At 61.4% G+C, this 15,043-nt stretch carries 12 protein-coding genes; all 12 read right to left on the reverse strand.

All coding sequences use genetic code 11. From position 1 onward, the window contains the following. Window positions 1–70: 70 nt before the first annotated feature. The 12 genes from eno to AAZU54_RS04475 all read right to left on the reverse strand — a co-directional run bounded on the left by eno (window position 71) and on the right by AAZU54_RS04475 (window position 15,015). Window positions 71–1,360, reverse strand: coding sequence for a phosphopyruvate hydratase (gene eno, locus AAZU54_RS04420; RefSeq protein ID WP_186555419.1), 1,290 nt, complete (start codon window positions 1,358–1,360; stop codon window positions 71–73). Between the two features lie 155 nt (window positions 1,361–1,515). After that, entirely contained in the window at window positions 1,516–2,361 is an 846-nt protein-coding gene (kdsA, locus tag AAZU54_RS04425; RefSeq protein WP_186555420.1) for a 3-deoxy-8-phosphooctulonate synthase, read from the reverse strand. Between the two features lie 3 nt (window positions 2,362–2,364). Further along, on the reverse strand, window positions 2,365–3,993 hold the full coding sequence (locus AAZU54_RS04430; protein ID WP_186555421.1) for a CTP synthase: 1,629 nt from the start codon (window positions 3,991–3,993) through the stop codon (window positions 2,365–2,367). Window positions 3,994–4,263: 270 nt separating this feature from the next. Continuing rightward, the gene (gene tilS, locus AAZU54_RS04435) at window positions 4,264–5,559 is read right to left on the reverse strand and encodes a tRNA lysidine(34) synthetase TilS (RefSeq protein WP_434726652.1); all 1,296 of its coding nucleotides are present in this window, start codon (window positions 5,557–5,559) and stop codon (window positions 4,264–4,266) included. A 126-nt stretch (window positions 5,560–5,685) separates the two neighbouring features. Continuing rightward, on the reverse strand, window positions 5,686–6,633 hold the full coding sequence (locus AAZU54_RS04440) for an acetyl-CoA carboxylase carboxyl transferase subunit alpha (protein WP_186555423.1): 948 nt from the start codon (window positions 6,631–6,633) through the stop codon (window positions 5,686–5,688). Window positions 6,634–6,738: 105 nt separating this feature from the next. Beyond that, window positions 6,739–10,263 carry a DNA polymerase III subunit alpha gene (gene dnaE / locus AAZU54_RS04445; protein ID WP_405130226.1) on the reverse strand — a complete coding sequence of 1,175 codons (3,525 nt, stop codon included), beginning with the start codon at window positions 10,261–10,263 and terminating at the stop codon, window positions 6,739–6,741. 111 nt (window positions 10,264–10,374) lie between these two features. Continuing rightward, complete coding sequence (gene rnhB, locus AAZU54_RS04450) at window positions 10,375–10,998, reverse strand: ribonuclease HII (RefSeq protein WP_186555425.1); 624 nt, start codon at window positions 10,996–10,998, stop codon at window positions 10,375–10,377. Beyond that, entirely contained in the window at window positions 10,999–12,126 is a 1,128-nt protein-coding gene (gene lpxB, locus AAZU54_RS04455) for a lipid-A-disaccharide synthase (RefSeq protein ID WP_186555426.1), read from the reverse strand. A gap of 1 nt (window position 12,127) precedes the next feature. Beyond that, the gene (gene lpxA, locus AAZU54_RS04460; RefSeq protein ID WP_186555427.1) at window positions 12,128–12,904 is read right to left on the reverse strand and encodes an acyl-ACP--UDP-N-acetylglucosamine O-acyltransferase; all 777 of its coding nucleotides are present in this window, start codon (window positions 12,902–12,904) and stop codon (window positions 12,128–12,130) included. Continuing rightward, a complete protein-coding gene (gene fabZ, locus AAZU54_RS04465; RefSeq protein ID WP_011535269.1) occupies window positions 12,901–13,341 on the reverse strand; it encodes a 3-hydroxyacyl-ACP dehydratase FabZ in 441 nt (146 codons plus the stop codon). The genes lpxA and fabZ overlap by 4 nt, the downstream gene beginning before the upstream one ends. 113 nt (window positions 13,342–13,454) lie before the next feature. Further along, on the reverse strand, window positions 13,455–14,510 hold the full coding sequence (gene lpxD, locus AAZU54_RS04470) for a UDP-3-O-(3-hydroxymyristoyl)glucosamine N-acyltransferase (RefSeq protein WP_186555428.1): 1,056 nt from the start codon (window positions 14,508–14,510) through the stop codon (window positions 13,455–13,457). A gap of 1 nt (window position 14,511) precedes the next feature. Beyond that, entirely contained in the window at window positions 14,512–15,015 is a 504-nt protein-coding gene (locus AAZU54_RS04475) for an OmpH family outer membrane protein (protein WP_186555429.1), read from the reverse strand. Window positions 15,016–15,043 lie beyond the last annotated feature (28 nt).

Here is a 15,043-nt window from a genome sequence, read left to right on the forward strand (position 1 = left end):
TAGGAGGTGTCTGAGGGTTCAGTACGAACGTTCAGACATCCTCGGCTGCTGCCTTTTTACCATCTCTTGCTTAGCCGCGAAACTCGGCACGACCACGGTATACCGCCTTGGCGCCCAGTTGCTCTTCGATGCGCAGCAGCTGGTTGTACTTGGAGACGCGGTCGGAACGGCACAGCGAACCGGTCTTGATCTGGCCAGCAGCGGTACCCACGGCCAGGTCAGCGATGGTCGAATCTTCGGTTTCGCCCGAACGGTGCGAGATGACCGCAGTGTAGCCAGCGGCCTTGGCCATCTGGATAGCTTCCAGGGTCTCGGTCAGCGAGCCGATCTGGTTGAACTTGATCAGGATCGAGTTACCGATGCCCTTCTCGATACCTTCCTTGAGGATCTTGGTGTTGGTCACGAACAGGTCGTCACCGACCAGCTGCACCTTCTCGCCGATCTTGTCGGTGAGGATCTTCCAGCCAGCCCAGTCGGACTCGTCCAGGCCATCTTCGATCGAGATGATCGGGAAACGCTCGGTCAGGCCTTTGAGGTAGTCAGCGAAACCTTCGGCGTCGAACGACTTGCCTTCGCCGGACAGGTTGTACTTGCCGTCTTCATAGAACTCAGAGGCGGCGCAGTCCAGGGCCAGGGTCACGTCGGTACCCAGCTTGTAGCCAGCGTTGGCGACAGCTTCGGCGATAGCGGCCAGGGCATCTTCGTTGGAGGTCAGGTTCGGCGCGAAACCGCCTTCGTCACCGACGGCAGTGTTCAGGCCACGGGCCTTGAGCACAGCTTTGAGGTGGTGGAAGATTTCGGTGCCCATGCGCAGGCCATCGGAGAAGGTCTTGGCGCCAACGGGCTGAACCATGAACTCTTGGATGTCGACGTTGTTATCGGCGTGCTCACCACCGTTGATGATGTTCATCATCGGAACAGGCATGGAGTACTGGCCAGGGGTGCCGTTGAGGTTGGCAATGTGCGCGTACAGCGGCAGGTCCTGGTCCTGGGCGGCGGCTTTGGCGGCAGCCAGGGACACAGCCAGGATAGCGTTGGCGCCCAGCTTGGCCTTGTTCTCGGTACCGTCCAGCTCGATCATGGCGCGGTCGAGGGCTTTCTGGTCGAGTGGATCCTTGCCCAGCAGCAGGTCGCGGATCGGGCCGTTGATGTTGGCAACGGCTTTCAGCACGCCCTTGCCCATGTAACGGCTCTTGTCGCCATCACGCAGCTCCAGCGCTTCGCGCGAGCCGGTGGAAGCACCGGACGGCGCGCAAGCGCTGCCGATGATGCCGTTGTCGAGCAGTACATCGGCTTCCACGGTGGGGTTGCCACGCGAATCGAGAACTTCACGACCTTTGATGTCGACGATCTTTGCCATTGTTGTAAGCACTCCAGAATTGACGAAAACAACGCAGCTTAGGGAATTCGAGCCTTTCACCAGGCGAATATGCAGAGGGCAGGCCTGGCGAAGGGGGAGCCCCTGACCGGAAGGTCAGGGGTAGAACGGGCGGTACTTTACCCGAGAAATGAGCTTTACGCGGTTTCTACCGTCGGAAAACTTTTCACCAGGTCGTCCAGCTGCTTGAGCTGAGCCAGGAACGGCTCCAGCTTGTCCAGACGCAGGGCACACGGGCCATCGCACTTGGCGTTGTCCGGATCCGGATGGGCTTCCAGGAACAAGCCCGCCAGGCCTTGGCTCATACCCGCCTTGGCCAGGTCGGTAACCTGCGCACGGCGACCACCGGCGGAGTCGGCGCGACCACCCGGGGTTTGCAGGGCGTGGGTCACGTCGAAGAACACCGGGTACTCGAACTGCTTCATGATGCCGAAGCCGAGCATGTCGACCACCAGGTTGTTGTAGCCGAAGCTCGAACCACGCTCGCAGAGGATCAGCTGGTCGTTACCCGCTTCGACGCACTTGTTGAGAATATGTTTCATCTCTTGCGGTGCGAGGAACTGGGCCTTCTTGATGTTGATCACCGCGCCGGTCTTGGCCATGGCCACCACCAGATCGGTCTGCCGCGAGAGGAAGGCAGGCAACTGGATGATGTCGCACACCTTGGCTACCGGCTCGCACTGGTACGGTTCGTGGACATCGGTGATCACCGGCACATTGAAGGTCTGCTTGATCTCTTCGAAGATCTTCAGCCCTTCTTCCATGCCAGGACCACGGTACGAGGTGACCGAGGAACGGTTAGCCTTGTCGAAGCTCGCCTTGAACACGTAGGGGATACCGAGCTTCTCGGTAACCCGCACGTACTCTTCGCAGACCTTCATGGCCAGGTCACGCGATTCCAGCACGTTCATGCCGCCGAACAGGACGAACGGCTTGTCGTTGGCGATCTCGATGTTACCGACGCGAATGATCTTCTGGGTCATGGATCAGGCCTTGTTCTTCTGCGCCAGGGCTGCCTTGACGAAACCACTGAACAGCGGGTGGCCGTCACGCGGGGTCGAGGTGAACTCTGGGTGGAACTGGCAAGCGACGAACCATGGATGATCCTTGGACTCGACCACTTCGACCAGCGCACCGTCGCCGGAACGACCGGAGATCACCAGACCAGCATCGACCAGCTGTGGCAGCAGGTTGTTGTTGACTTCGTAGCGGTGGCGGTGACGCTCGACGATCACATCCTTGCCGTAGCAGTCATGGACTTTCGAGTTGCCGCTGAGCTGGCATTCCTGTGCACCCAGACGCATGGTGCCGCCCAGGTCGGAGGCCTCGGTACGGGTTTCGACGGTACCGGTGTTGTCGGCCCACTCGGTGATCAGGCCAACCACCGGATGACCGCTGTTGCGATCGAACTCGGTGGAGTTGGCGTCGGTCCAGCCCATGACGTTACGGGCGAACTCGATCACGGCGACCTGCATGCCCAGGCAGATGCCCAGGTATGGCACTTTGTTTTCACGGGCGAACTGCACAGCCTTGATCTTGCCTTCGACGCCGCGCAGACCGAAACCACCCGGAACCAGGATGGCGTCAGCGCCTTCGAGCAGGCTGGTGCCTTGGTTCTCGATGTCTTCGGAGTCGATGTAGCGCAGGTTGACCTTGGTACGGTTCTGGATACCGGCGTGGCTCATCGCTTCGATCAGCGACTTGTAGGCATCGAGCAGTTCCATGTACTTGCCGACCATGGCGATGGTGACTTCCTGCTCTGGGTTGAGCTTGGCGTCTACCACCTTGTCCCACTCGGACAGGTCGGCACCGTTGCACTGCAGGCCGAAGCGCTCGACGACGAAGTCGTCCAGGCCCTGGGCATGCAGTACGCCTGGGATCTTGTAGATGGTGTCTACGTCTTCCAGGGAGATCACCGCACGCTCTTCAACGTTGGTGAACAGTGCAATCTTGCGGCGCGAGGAAGCGTCGACCGGGTGGTCGGAGCGGCAGATCAGCACGTCAGGCTGCAGGCCGATGGAGCGCAGCTCCTTGACCGAGTGCTGGGTCGGCTTGGTCTTGGTCTCGCCAGCGGTGGCGATGTACGGGACCAGGGTCAGGTGCATCAGCATGGCGCGCTTGGAGCCCACTTCGACGCGCAGCTGGCGGATGGCCTCGAGGAACGGCTGCGACTCGATGTCACCCACGGTACCGCCGATTTCCACCAGGGCCACGTCGGCATCGCCGGCGCCCTTGATGATGCGACGCTTGATCTCGTCGGTGATGTGCGGGATGACCTGGATGGTCGCGCCCAGGTAATCACCACGGCGCTCTTTGCGCAGCACGTGCTCGTAGATACGGCCGGTGGTGAAGTTGTTGTTCTGGGTCATCGTGGTGCGGATGAACCGCTCGTAGTGGCCCAGGTCAAGGTCGGTCTCGGCGCCGTCGTGGGTGACGAACACCTCACCGTGCTGGAACGGGCTCATGGTGCCCGGATCGACGTTGATGTACGGATCCAGCTTGAGCATGGTGACCTTCAGGCCCCGCGCTTCCAGGATGGCCGCCAGGGAAGCCGAGGCAATGCCTTTCCCCAATGAAGAAACAACACCGCCCGTGACGAATATGTAGCGCGTCATGAAAAACCCTAGAAGTCTGCGTTAAAGCGGCCAGCGCCGCCGGAGAAAGCGAAGGAAGGCCGAAGCCCCCGATCACCTGCGTCAATCACAGTGCATCTCGAAAAACTGCCGCGTCTGTACAGACCAGGGGTTTCCCCGGCATGGAGCTCGCTCGTCATTTTAAGAAATCAGCCCAGCAAAAAACTGCTTGGTAATCGGCAACTGCTGTGTTTTCGATGAAGCCACAGAAGTTGTATCAAGAAGGGAGGGTAGTCTACCGGAATGTACCCTTCAGCTCAAACCTTGCGCGTTCGTCGGCATCTGCCAATGCAACTGGCAGTCGCCCTGCCCCAGTGCAGGCAAATTGGCCACTGCCAGCAAACGCTCGCCCTGATACAGCAAAGGCAAGCGTGAACGCAGGAAATGCGGGACCTGCTGCTCGTTGAGCAGGCGCTTGAGATCGCGCCGGCCTCGCCCGGCCAGCTCCAGCACTTCACCGCCCTGGCGATAGGCGATATGCAGGTTTTGCAGGGGTGGAGCGCTGCACAGGCGCACGCTGCCATTGCCTGGCAGGTGCAGCGGTTTGCTGGGATCAGCCCATGGCTGGGTACCCTCAGGGGTTTGGAGCCAGTCGCCGCTCAGCCACCAGATGCGGCCATGGCTGCGCTGCAGCACACCGTCGGTCAGACGCCACACTGGTTGGGCATCGACAGCGGCATCACGCAGGGCCTCCCAGCCTACCCAGTGCCGTGCGTCGGGTAACCGCGTGCGCGCACTGAGCCAATACTGCAAAGCGTTGCGCTGACGAGTGACTGACAACGCCTGCAAGGCATCCAGGGCCAGTGAATCCAAGCCCTGCCATGGCGCCGAGGCACTTTGCTCGGCGCCAGCAAGGTCATCGCGAGCGAGCTCGTCGAGCAAGCCTAGCGCTTCGCTCAGGTGTTCGGCACTGCGCGCCAGGTTCTGCTCAGCCTGCGGCCAACGCTGATGTAGCAGTGGCAATACTTCCCTGCGCAGGTAGTTGCGCGCGAACGTGGTATCGCCATTACTGGGATCTTCGATCCAGGCCAGCCGGGCGTGTTCGGCATACGCTTGAAGCTGCCTGCGCGACAGGTTCAGCAGCGGCCTGACCAGCCGACCCTGCCCTACCGGCCGGGATGCGGGCATGCCGGCCAGACCGCGCAGCCCTGCCCCGCGCAACAAGCGAAACAGCAAGGTTTCAGCCTGGTCGTCGCGGTGCTGCCCGGTGAACAGCACATCGCCTGGGCCGAGGGTATCGATGAAGGCCTTGTAGCGCGCATTACGGGCTGCCTGTTCGAGGCTGGCGCCGGGAGCGACCTGGACGTGGATAACCTGCAGCTCGATAGCCAGGCTGTCGCAGATGGATTGGCAATGGGCGGGCCAGCCGTCGGCAGCAGGCTGCAGGCCGTGGTGGACATGGATGGCGCGCAAGGGCGGTGTGACGTGGGTGCTGGCGTAGTCAGCCAGAAGGTGCAGGAGGACGGTGGAGTCCAGGCCGCCGGAGAAGGCGACGTGCCAGGCGGGGGCTTTTAGCCACGGAGTCAGCGAGGAAGTGAGGTCGATCATCTAAAGCCCCACTTAAGACATCTCGTGGGAGCGGGCTTGCCCCGCGATGGCGTCCGATCAGGCCAGCATGATGGGCCGATTGACGCTATCGCGGGGCAAGCCCGCTCCCACGAAGAGTGCAGTACGTTAGAGACCGTAGCTCATCAGGCGATCATAACGGCGCTTGAGCAGGGCTTCGTTATCGAGCTTGCCGAGCATATCCAGCTGCTCGACCAGGTCGGCACGGATGCTTTCGGACATTTTCGCAGGGTCGCGGTGCGCGCCGCCCAGCGGCTCCTGGATGACCTTGTCGACGATGTTCAGGCTCTTCAAGCGCTCGGCAGTGATACCCATCGCTTCAGCGGCATCGGCAGCCTTGTCGGCGGTCTTCCACAGGATCGAGGCGCAACCTTCCGGCGAGATCACCGAGTAGGTGGAGTACTGCAGCATGTTCAGCTGGTCGCACACGCCAATGGCCAGTGCGCCGCCCGAACCACCTTCACCGATCACGGTAGCGATGATCGGCGTCTTCAGGCGAGCCATGACGCGCAGGTTCCAGGCAATCGCCTCGCTCTGGTTGCGCTCTTCGGCGTCGATACCTGGGTAGGCGCCCGGAGTATCGATGAAGGTCAGGATCGGCATCTTGAAGCGTTCGGCCATTTCCATCAGGCGGCAGGCCTTGCGGTAGCCTTCCGGACGCGGCATGCCGAAGTTGCGGCGCACCTTCTCACGGACTTCACGGCCCTTCTGGTGACCGATGACCATCACCGGCTTGCCATCCAGACGCGCAGTACCACCTACGATGGCGGCGTCATCGGAGAAGTGACGATCACCGTGCAGCTCTTCGAACTCGGTGAAGATGTGCTGCAGGTAGTCCAGGGTATAAGGACGACGCGGGTGACGTGCCAGGCGGGCGATCTGCCAGCTGGTCAGATTGCCGAAAATGCTTTCGGTGAGGGTGCTGCTCTTGTCTTGCAGACGGGCAATCTCATCGCTGATGTTCAGCGAGTTGTCGTTACCGACCAGGCGCAGCTCTTCGATCTTGGCTTGCAGGTCGGCAATCGGCTGTTCGAAATCGAGGAAATTCGGGTTCATAGGCATCCGTCTTGGGTCTACGGCCAGGCGGCCGGCCGGTTGATCCGTTTGGCGCCCTACCTTAAGGGATCAGGCGCGTTCAGGTCGAGATTAAAATTCGTCGCTTTAGCGGTATTGCAGGAAGACGTTCTCACGCCCGAACTGGTCACGCAGGGCCTGAATCAGGCCATCGGCTGGGTCAATTGACCATTCGTCGCCAAAGCGCAACATGGCTTTGGCATCACTGCCGGTATATTCCAGGGTGATCGGGCACCCCCCGCGATGGCGGGTGATCAATTCACCCAGCCAGCTCAGCCGATCGCCCTTGAGGGCGTCATGCGCCACTTTAAGGCGCAGGCTTTCGGCCAGCCGCGTGCGCGCATCTTCCATGGTCATCACTTGCTTGACCCGCAGGCGCAGGCCGCCGGAGAAGTCGTCGTTACTGACCTCGCCTTCGATCACTACCATCGCATCGGTCTGCAACAGCGCTTGCGCGGCCATGAAGGCGTCGGCGAACAGCGAGGCCTCGATCCGCCCAGAGCGGTCGTCGAGGGTGACGAAGCCCATCTTGTCGCCCTTCTTGTTCTTCATTACCCGCAGAGCAATGATCATGCCGGCCACCGTTTGCACTTCACGGGACGGCTTGAGGTCGATGATGCGCTGGCGGGCGAAGCGGCGGATTTCGCTTTCGTATTCGTCGATCGGGTGACCGGTGAGGTACAGGCCGAGGGTGTCTTTCTCGCCCTTCAAGCGCTCCTTGAGGGTCAGCTCACGGACCTTGTGGTGGTTGGCGTAGACGTCGACATCTTCTTCGACGAACAGCCCGCCAAACAGGTCGACGTGACCGCTGTCGGCCGTACGCGCGGTCTGTTCGGCCGATTTCACCGCTTCTTCCAGTGCCGACAGCAGCACGGCCCGGTTGCGGTCGATGTTGGCCTGGTAGGCCTTGATCTCGTCATGGAAGTGCGGGCCGAGACGGTCCAGCGCACCACTGCGGATCAACGCATCGAGGGTACGCTTGTTGACTCGCTTGAGGTCGATACGCTCGCAGAAATCGAACAAGTCCTTGAACGGCCCGCCCTTGGCCCGCGCCTCGACGATCGCTTCCACCGGCCCCTCCCCGACGCCCTTGATCGCGCCCAGGCCATAGATGATGCGGCCATCGTCGTTGACCGTAAACTTGAACTCGGACATGTTCACATCCGGCGCATCGAGGCGCAGCTTCATGCTGCGCACTTCCTCGATCAGCACCACCACCTTGTCGGTGTTGTGCATATCCGCCGACAGCACCGCAGCCATGAACGGCGCCGGGTAATGCGTCTTGAGCCAGGCGGTCTGATAGGAAACCAGACCATAGGCCGCCGAGTGCGACTTGTTGAAACCGTAGCCGGCGAACTTTTCGACCAGGTCGAAGATGTTCCCCGCCAAGTCGCCATCGATGCCGTTGTTGGCACAACCTTCGATGAAGCCCCCGCGCTGCTTGGCCATCTCTTCGGGCTTTTTCTTACCCATCGCTCGGCGCAGCATGTCGGCGCCACCGAGGGTATAGCCGGCCATGACCTGAGCGATCTGCATCACCTGTTCCTGATACAGGATGATGCCGTAGGTCGGTGCCAGCACCGGCTGCAGGCCTTCGTACTGGTAGTCCGGGTGCGGGTAGGCCAGCTCGGCGCGACCATGCTTACGGTTGATGAAGTCATCCACCATGCCCGACTGCAGCGGGCCTGGGCGGAACAGCGCCACCAGTGCGATGAGGTCTTCCAGGCAGTCGGGCTTGAGCTTTTTGATCAGCTCTTTCATGCCGCGCGATTCGAGCTGGAACACCGCCGTGGTTTCGGCCTTTTGCAGCAGCTCGTAGGTTTTCTTGTCGTCCAGTGGGATGAAGTCGATATTCAGGTCGGGCAGGCCGCTCTTGGCCTGCTCACGGTTGATCGTCTCCATCGCCCACTTGATGATGGTCAGGGTCCGCAGGCCGAGGAAGTCGAACTTCACCAGGCCAGCAGCCTCGACGTCATCCTTGTCGAACTGGGTTACCAGGCCGCCGCCTTCTTCGTCACAAGCAATGGGCGAGAAATCAGTGAGCTTGGTCGGTGCGATAACCACACCACCGGCGTGCTTGCCGGTACCCCGGGTAACCCCCTCGAGCTTGAGGGCCATGTCCCAGATCTCGCGGCCATCCTCGTCGCCCTTGAGGAAGTCACGCAGGATCTCTTCCTGCTCGTAGGCCTTCTCCAGGGTCATGCCGACTTCGAACGGAATCATCTTCGACAGACGGTCGGCCAGGCCATAGGACTTGCCTTGCACCCGCGCAACGTCGCGCACCACTGCCTTGGCCGCCATGGTGCCGAAGGTGATGATCTGGCTGACCGCGTTACGCCCGTAGGCATCGGCCACATACTCGATCACTCGGTCCCGACCGTCCATGCAGAAGTCGACGTCGAAGTCGGGCATCGATACCCGTTCGGGGTTGAGGAAACGTTCGAACAGCAGGTCGTAGGCCAGCGGGTCGAGGTCGGTAATTTTCAGTACATACGCAACCAGCGAGCCTGCACCCGAACCCCGGCCTGGACCTACTGGCACGCCGTTGTTCTTGGCCCACTTGATGAAGTCCATAACGATCAGGAAGTAACCGGGGAAGCCCATCTGGATGATGATATCCAGCTCGAACTTCAAGCGGTCGAGGTAGACCTGGCGCTTGGCCTCGTAATCTTCAGTGGTGTCCTTGGGCAGGATGACCGTCAGGCGCTCTTCCAGGCCTTCATGGGAAACATGGCGCAGATAGTCGTCGATACCCATGCCGTTGGGCGTGGGGAAGTCAGGCAGGAAGTGCTTGCCCAGCTGCACCTGGATGTTGCAGCGCTTGGCGATCTCGACGGTGTTGGCGATGGCATCCGGCAGATCGCTGAACAGCTCGGCCATCTCTTCCGGGCTTTTCAGGTACTGCTGGTCGCTGTACATGCGCGGACGACGTGGGTCGTCCAGGGTCCAGCCCTCGCCGATACAGACGCGCGTCTCGTGGGCATCGAAGTCGGTTTGCTTGATGAAGCGCACATCGTTGGTTGCCACCAGCGGCGCACCCAGCCGGTCGGCCAGGGCCACGGCAGCGTGCAGGTACTCTTCGTCGCCGGCACGATTGGTGCGCTGCACCTCGACATAGAAGCGCTCAGGGAACATCGCCATCCAGTCGCGCAGCAACGCCTCGGCGTCATCGGTGCGACCGCCAAGCAAGGCCATGCCGATATCACCCTCGCGGGCCGCAGACAGGGCAATCAGCCCTTCGCTGGCCGGCGCGATCCAGTCACGCTGGATGACCACCAGGCCATTGCGCTGACCATCGACCCAACCGCGCGAGATCAGCTCGGTGAGGTTGCGATAGCCCTTGGGGTTCATGGCCAAAAAGCAGATGCGCGACAGCGGTGCTTCCGGGTCTGCACCGGCCAGCCACAGGTCGGCGCCGCAGATCGGCTTGATCCCGGCGCCCATGGCGTTCTTGTAGAACTTCACCAGCGAGCACATGTTGCTCTGGTCGGTAATCGCCACCGCCGGCATGTTCATCCCGGCCAAGGCCTTGGCCAGCGGCTTGATCCGCACCAGGCCATCGACCAGGGAGAACTCGGAGTGCACGCGAAGGTGAACGAAGGAAACCGACATGGAGGGTCCTATAGCAGAGCAAGACAACAAGCGCGGGATTGTACCGCAACAGGCAAAGATTGAGTGGCGCGGTGAAACAATTGGGGCCGCTTCGCGGCCCCAATAAGCGGATCAGATCAGCGAGGTAGAGACGCCCTCACGCGCCTCCCAAGCCGCACGCACCGGCGCGAACGAGCGCCGGTGAATCGGCGTTGGCCCTAACCGTGCCAGCGCTTCCAGATGCACCGGAGTCGGATACCCCTTGTGCCCGCCCATCCCATAACCCGGATAGATCAGCTCGAACGCGCTCATCTCCCGATCACGGGTGACCTTGGCCAAAATCGACGCCGCAGCGATCGCCGGCACCTGGGCATCGCCCTGCACCACCGGCGCCGCTGGCACGGCCAGCTTGGGGCAACGATTGCCGTCGATCAGCGCCAGTTTCGGCGTGATGCTCAAGCCCTCCACCGCGCGCTGCATGGCCAGCATGGTCGCCTGGAGAATGTTCAGGCGGTCGATCTCTTCGACCTCGGCGCGAGCAATGCAAAAGGCCAGGGCCTTTTCACAGATTTCGTCAAACAGCGCCTCGCGCTTGGCCTCGGTGAGCTTCTTCGAGTCGTTCAGGCCCAGGATCGGCCGCTTGGGGTCAAGAATCACCGCAGCGGTGACCACCGCGCCGCACAGCGGGCCGCGACCGACTTCATCGACACCGGCGACCAGCTCTTCGACCAGGTTGAAATCCAGTCCCATCTGCATCTAGCGTTGCTCCAGCAAGGCAAGCACCGCCTCTGCCGCCTGGTTCGAGGCGTCACGACGCAAGGTGCGGTGAATCTGATCAAAGCTTTCGGTTTGCTGGCTGCCATCGGCCACCAGTGGGGCCAGGGTCTGCGCCAGGGCCTCGCTGGTCGCAGCGTCCTGCAGCAGTTCGGGCACCAACAGGCGCTGAGCCAGCAGGTTGGGCAATGACACGTACGGGCTCTTCACCAGGCGCTTTAGGATCCAGTAGGTCAACGGTGCCAGGCGATAGGCGACGACCATCGGCCGTTTGTACAGCATCGCCTCCAGCGTCGCCGTGCCCGAAGCGATCAACACCGCGTCGCAGGCTGCCAGCGCTTGGTGCGACTGACCGTCAAGCAAGGTCAACGGCAGGTCGCGGCCTTCGAGCATCTGCTCAACCTGGGCGCGACGCGCCTGATTGGCGCATGGCAGCACGAAGCGCACCCCCGGCACCAACTGGCGCAGGCGCTCGGCAGCATCCATGAACAACGCGCCCAAACGGCCGACTTCACCGCCGCGGCTGCCCGGCATCAGTGCGACCAGTGGCCCCGCGCTCAAACCAAGTTCAGCGCGCGCGGCTTGTCGATCAGCATCCAGCGGGATGGTATCGGCTAGCGGATGACCGACGAAGCGCACCGGTACGCCCTGCTCTTCGTAGAACCGCGCCTCGAATGGCAGCAGCGTCAGCATCAGGTCGCAACCTTCACGGATCTTCAGCACCCGCTTCTGCCGCCACGCCCACACCGAAGGGCTGACGTAGTGCACGGTCTTGATTCCGGCCTGACGCAGCTTGAGTTCGATATTGAGGGTGAAATCCGGCGCATCGATGCCGATGAACACATCCGGCTTCTCGGCGATCAGTGTCTGTATCAAGGCCTTGCGGCGCTTGAGCAGCTCGCGTAGGCGCCCCAGCACTTCCACCAGGCCCATCACCGCCAGGCGCTCCATGGGGAAGTACGACTGCATGCCTTCGGCTTCCATCAACGGACCGCCGACGCCGATGAACCGCACCTCGGGATGACGCGCCTTGAGCGCACGCATCAAGCCCGAGCCAAGAATGTCGCCGCTGGCCTCGCCCGCGACCAACGCTACACAGAGCTGGCCCATGTCAGCGGGTGATGCCGCGAGCGGAATTCACGATCGACTCACGGAACAGCGCAACCTCAGGGTGTTGGCTGGCGAGCTCTTCGAGCTCTTTGAGCGCGTCTTCAACCGTCAGGCCTTGGCGATAGACCGTCTTGTAGGCGCGTCGCAAGGCATGGATCACTTCATCGCTGAAACCACGACGACGCATACCCTCGAAGTTCATGCTGCGCGCTTCGGCAGGGCTGCCGAACACGGTGACGAAGGCTGGCACGTCTTTGCCGATCGCGGTGCCCATGCCAGAAAACGCATGCGCGCCAATATGGCAGTACTGATGCACCAGGGTGTAACCAGACAGGATCGCCCAGTCGCCAACGTGCACATGGCCCGCCAGGGCAGTGTTATTGACCAGGATGCAATGATTGCCGATCACGCTGTCGTGGCCGATGTGGGCATAGGCCATGATCAGGTTGTGATCGCCCAGGGTGGTTTCCGCGCGGTCCTGGATAGTGCCACGGTGGATGGTCACGCCTTCGCGAATGACATTGTGGTCGCCAATCACCAAGCGCGTGGCCTCACCCTTGTACTTGAGGTCAGGGGTGTCTTCACCAATCGAGGAAAACTGGTAGATGCGGTTGTGCTTGCCGATCCGGGTCGGCCCTTTGAGCACAACGTGCGGGCCGATGACGGTGCCCTCCCCGATTTCGACATCGGGCCCTACGATCGACCAGGGGCCCACCTCGACGCCATCGGCCAGCTTGGCCGAAGGGTCGATGATCGCCCGCGGATCAATCGAATTCATAGGGAACGTTCCGCGCAGGTAATTTCAGCCGAGCAGACTGGCTTGCCATCGACCAGGGCGCGGCACTCGAACTTCCAGATCATGCTCTTGCGGCTGAGGAACTTGGCTTCCAGCACCAGTTGATCGCCCGGCAGTACCGGCTGACGGAAACGCAGCTTGTCGGAGCCGACGAAATAGTAGAGCGTGCCATCGGCAGGCTTGGCGTCAAGCATCTTGAATCCGAGAATCCCGGCCGCCTGGGCCATCGCCTCGATGATCAGCACGCCCGGCATGATTGGATGCGCGGGGAAATGGCCATTGAAGAACGGCTCATTGATGCTGACATTCTTGTAGGCACGAATGCTCTGGGCCTCGAAGTCCAGCTCCGTCACACGGTCCACCAACAGGAACGGGTAACGGTGAGGCAGGTATTCGCGAATCTCGTTGATGTCCATCATTTCGGGGGGAAGCCTGTAATAAGAATAGGGAGCGCAGGTGCTGACCACACGCTCCTTTTGCAATCCAAAGAGGAGCCAGCTAGCGACGGTTCACTCTTGCTCAGGAAATGGTATCAGCCTTCTGATGTCGGCTGGCCACCTGAGGTCACGGTATCGACACGTTTTTCCAGTTGCTGGAGACGCTTGGCCATCTCGTCCAGCTGACGAATGCGCGCCGCGCTCTTGCGCCAATCGCCCAAGGTCTGCATGGCGGTACCCGAAGAATAGCCACCCGGCTCGGTGATCGAACGGGTAACCATGGTCATGCCGGAGACGAATACGTTGTCGCACACATCGATATGACCGACCATGCCGACGCCGCCGGCGATGGTGCAATGCTTGCCGATGCGGGTGCTGCCAGAAATGCCGACACAGGCCGCCATCGCGGTGTGGTCGCCAATCTGCACGTTGTGGGCGATCTGGATCTGGTTATCCAGCTTGACCCCGTCGCCAATGCGCGTGTCCGACAGCGCGCCGCGGTCGACCGCAGTGTTCACACCGATCTCGACATCGTCGCCAATGGTCACGCCGCCGATCTGGGCGATTTTGCGCCACACACCCTTCTCGTTGGCAAAGCCGAAGCCTTCACCGCCGATCACGGCGCCGGACTGAATGGTCACGCGCTGGCCGATGGTCACGTCGTGATACAACGTGACCCGCGGCGCCAACCAGCCACCTTCGCCAATCACGCAGCGAGCACCGATGAAGCAGTGCGCGCCGACGGTTACGTTGGCCGCGATCTGCGCACCACTCTCGATCACCGCGAACGGGCCGATGCTGGCGCTGGCGTCCACCTGGGCATCTTCGGCAACCACGGCGCTGGGATGAATACCCGCCACAGCCTTGGGCTTGGGATCGAACAGATGGGAGATGCGTGCATAGGCAAGGTAAGGATCAGCAACGATCAGCGCATTGCCCGCGTAACCTTCGGCATCCGCGGCCTTGAGCAGTACCGCCGCAGCCTGGGCGTTATCCAGGTACTTGCGGTACTGCGGATTGGCCAGGAAGCTCAACTGCCCGGGACCGGCCTCCTGCAAGGTGGCCAGGCCGGTGATTTGCAGCGACTCGGGCCCCTTGAGGGTGGCGCCGAGCGCCTCGGCCAGTTGGCCGAGCGTCATGGTCAGGGTCATATCAACGGGCTTGGTTCATGCGCTCGATGACTTGGCGAGTGATGTCGTACTGCGGTTTGACATCGATCACTGCGCCGCGCTCGAGCACCAGGTCAAAGCCACCCTTCTTGATCACTTCTTCCACAGCGCCGTCCAGCTTAGGCTTGAGCTGCTTGAGCATGTCGCGGTCGGCAACGGCCTTGGCTTCGTTGAGTTCCTTGGACTGGAACTGGAAGTCACGTGCTTTTTGCTTGAATTCGAGCTCCAGGCGCTCACGCTCTTGCTGCTGCATCTTGTCGCCGCCCTTGATCAGACGGTCCTGGATGCCCTTGGCGCTGCTTTCAAGGCTCTTGAGCTTGGTCAGTTGTGGGCCGAATTTCTTCTCCGCATCCACTGCGTACTTTTTCGCAGCGTCCGACTCGAGCAGTGCCATCTGGTAGTTCAGCACGGCAACTTTCATTTCGGCGAAAGCCGGGGTGGCGACCAGCGCCGCGGCCATAACGGCCATTTGAGTCAACTTACGCACGATGCACTCCTGAATAAACCGTTGTCGT

Origin of the sequence: Pseudomonas sp. Je.1.5.c (assembly GCF_051129895.1) — a bacterium.
GTDB classification, from domain to species: domain Bacteria; phylum Pseudomonadota; class Gammaproteobacteria; order Pseudomonadales; family Pseudomonadaceae; genus Aquipseudomonas; species Aquipseudomonas urmiensis.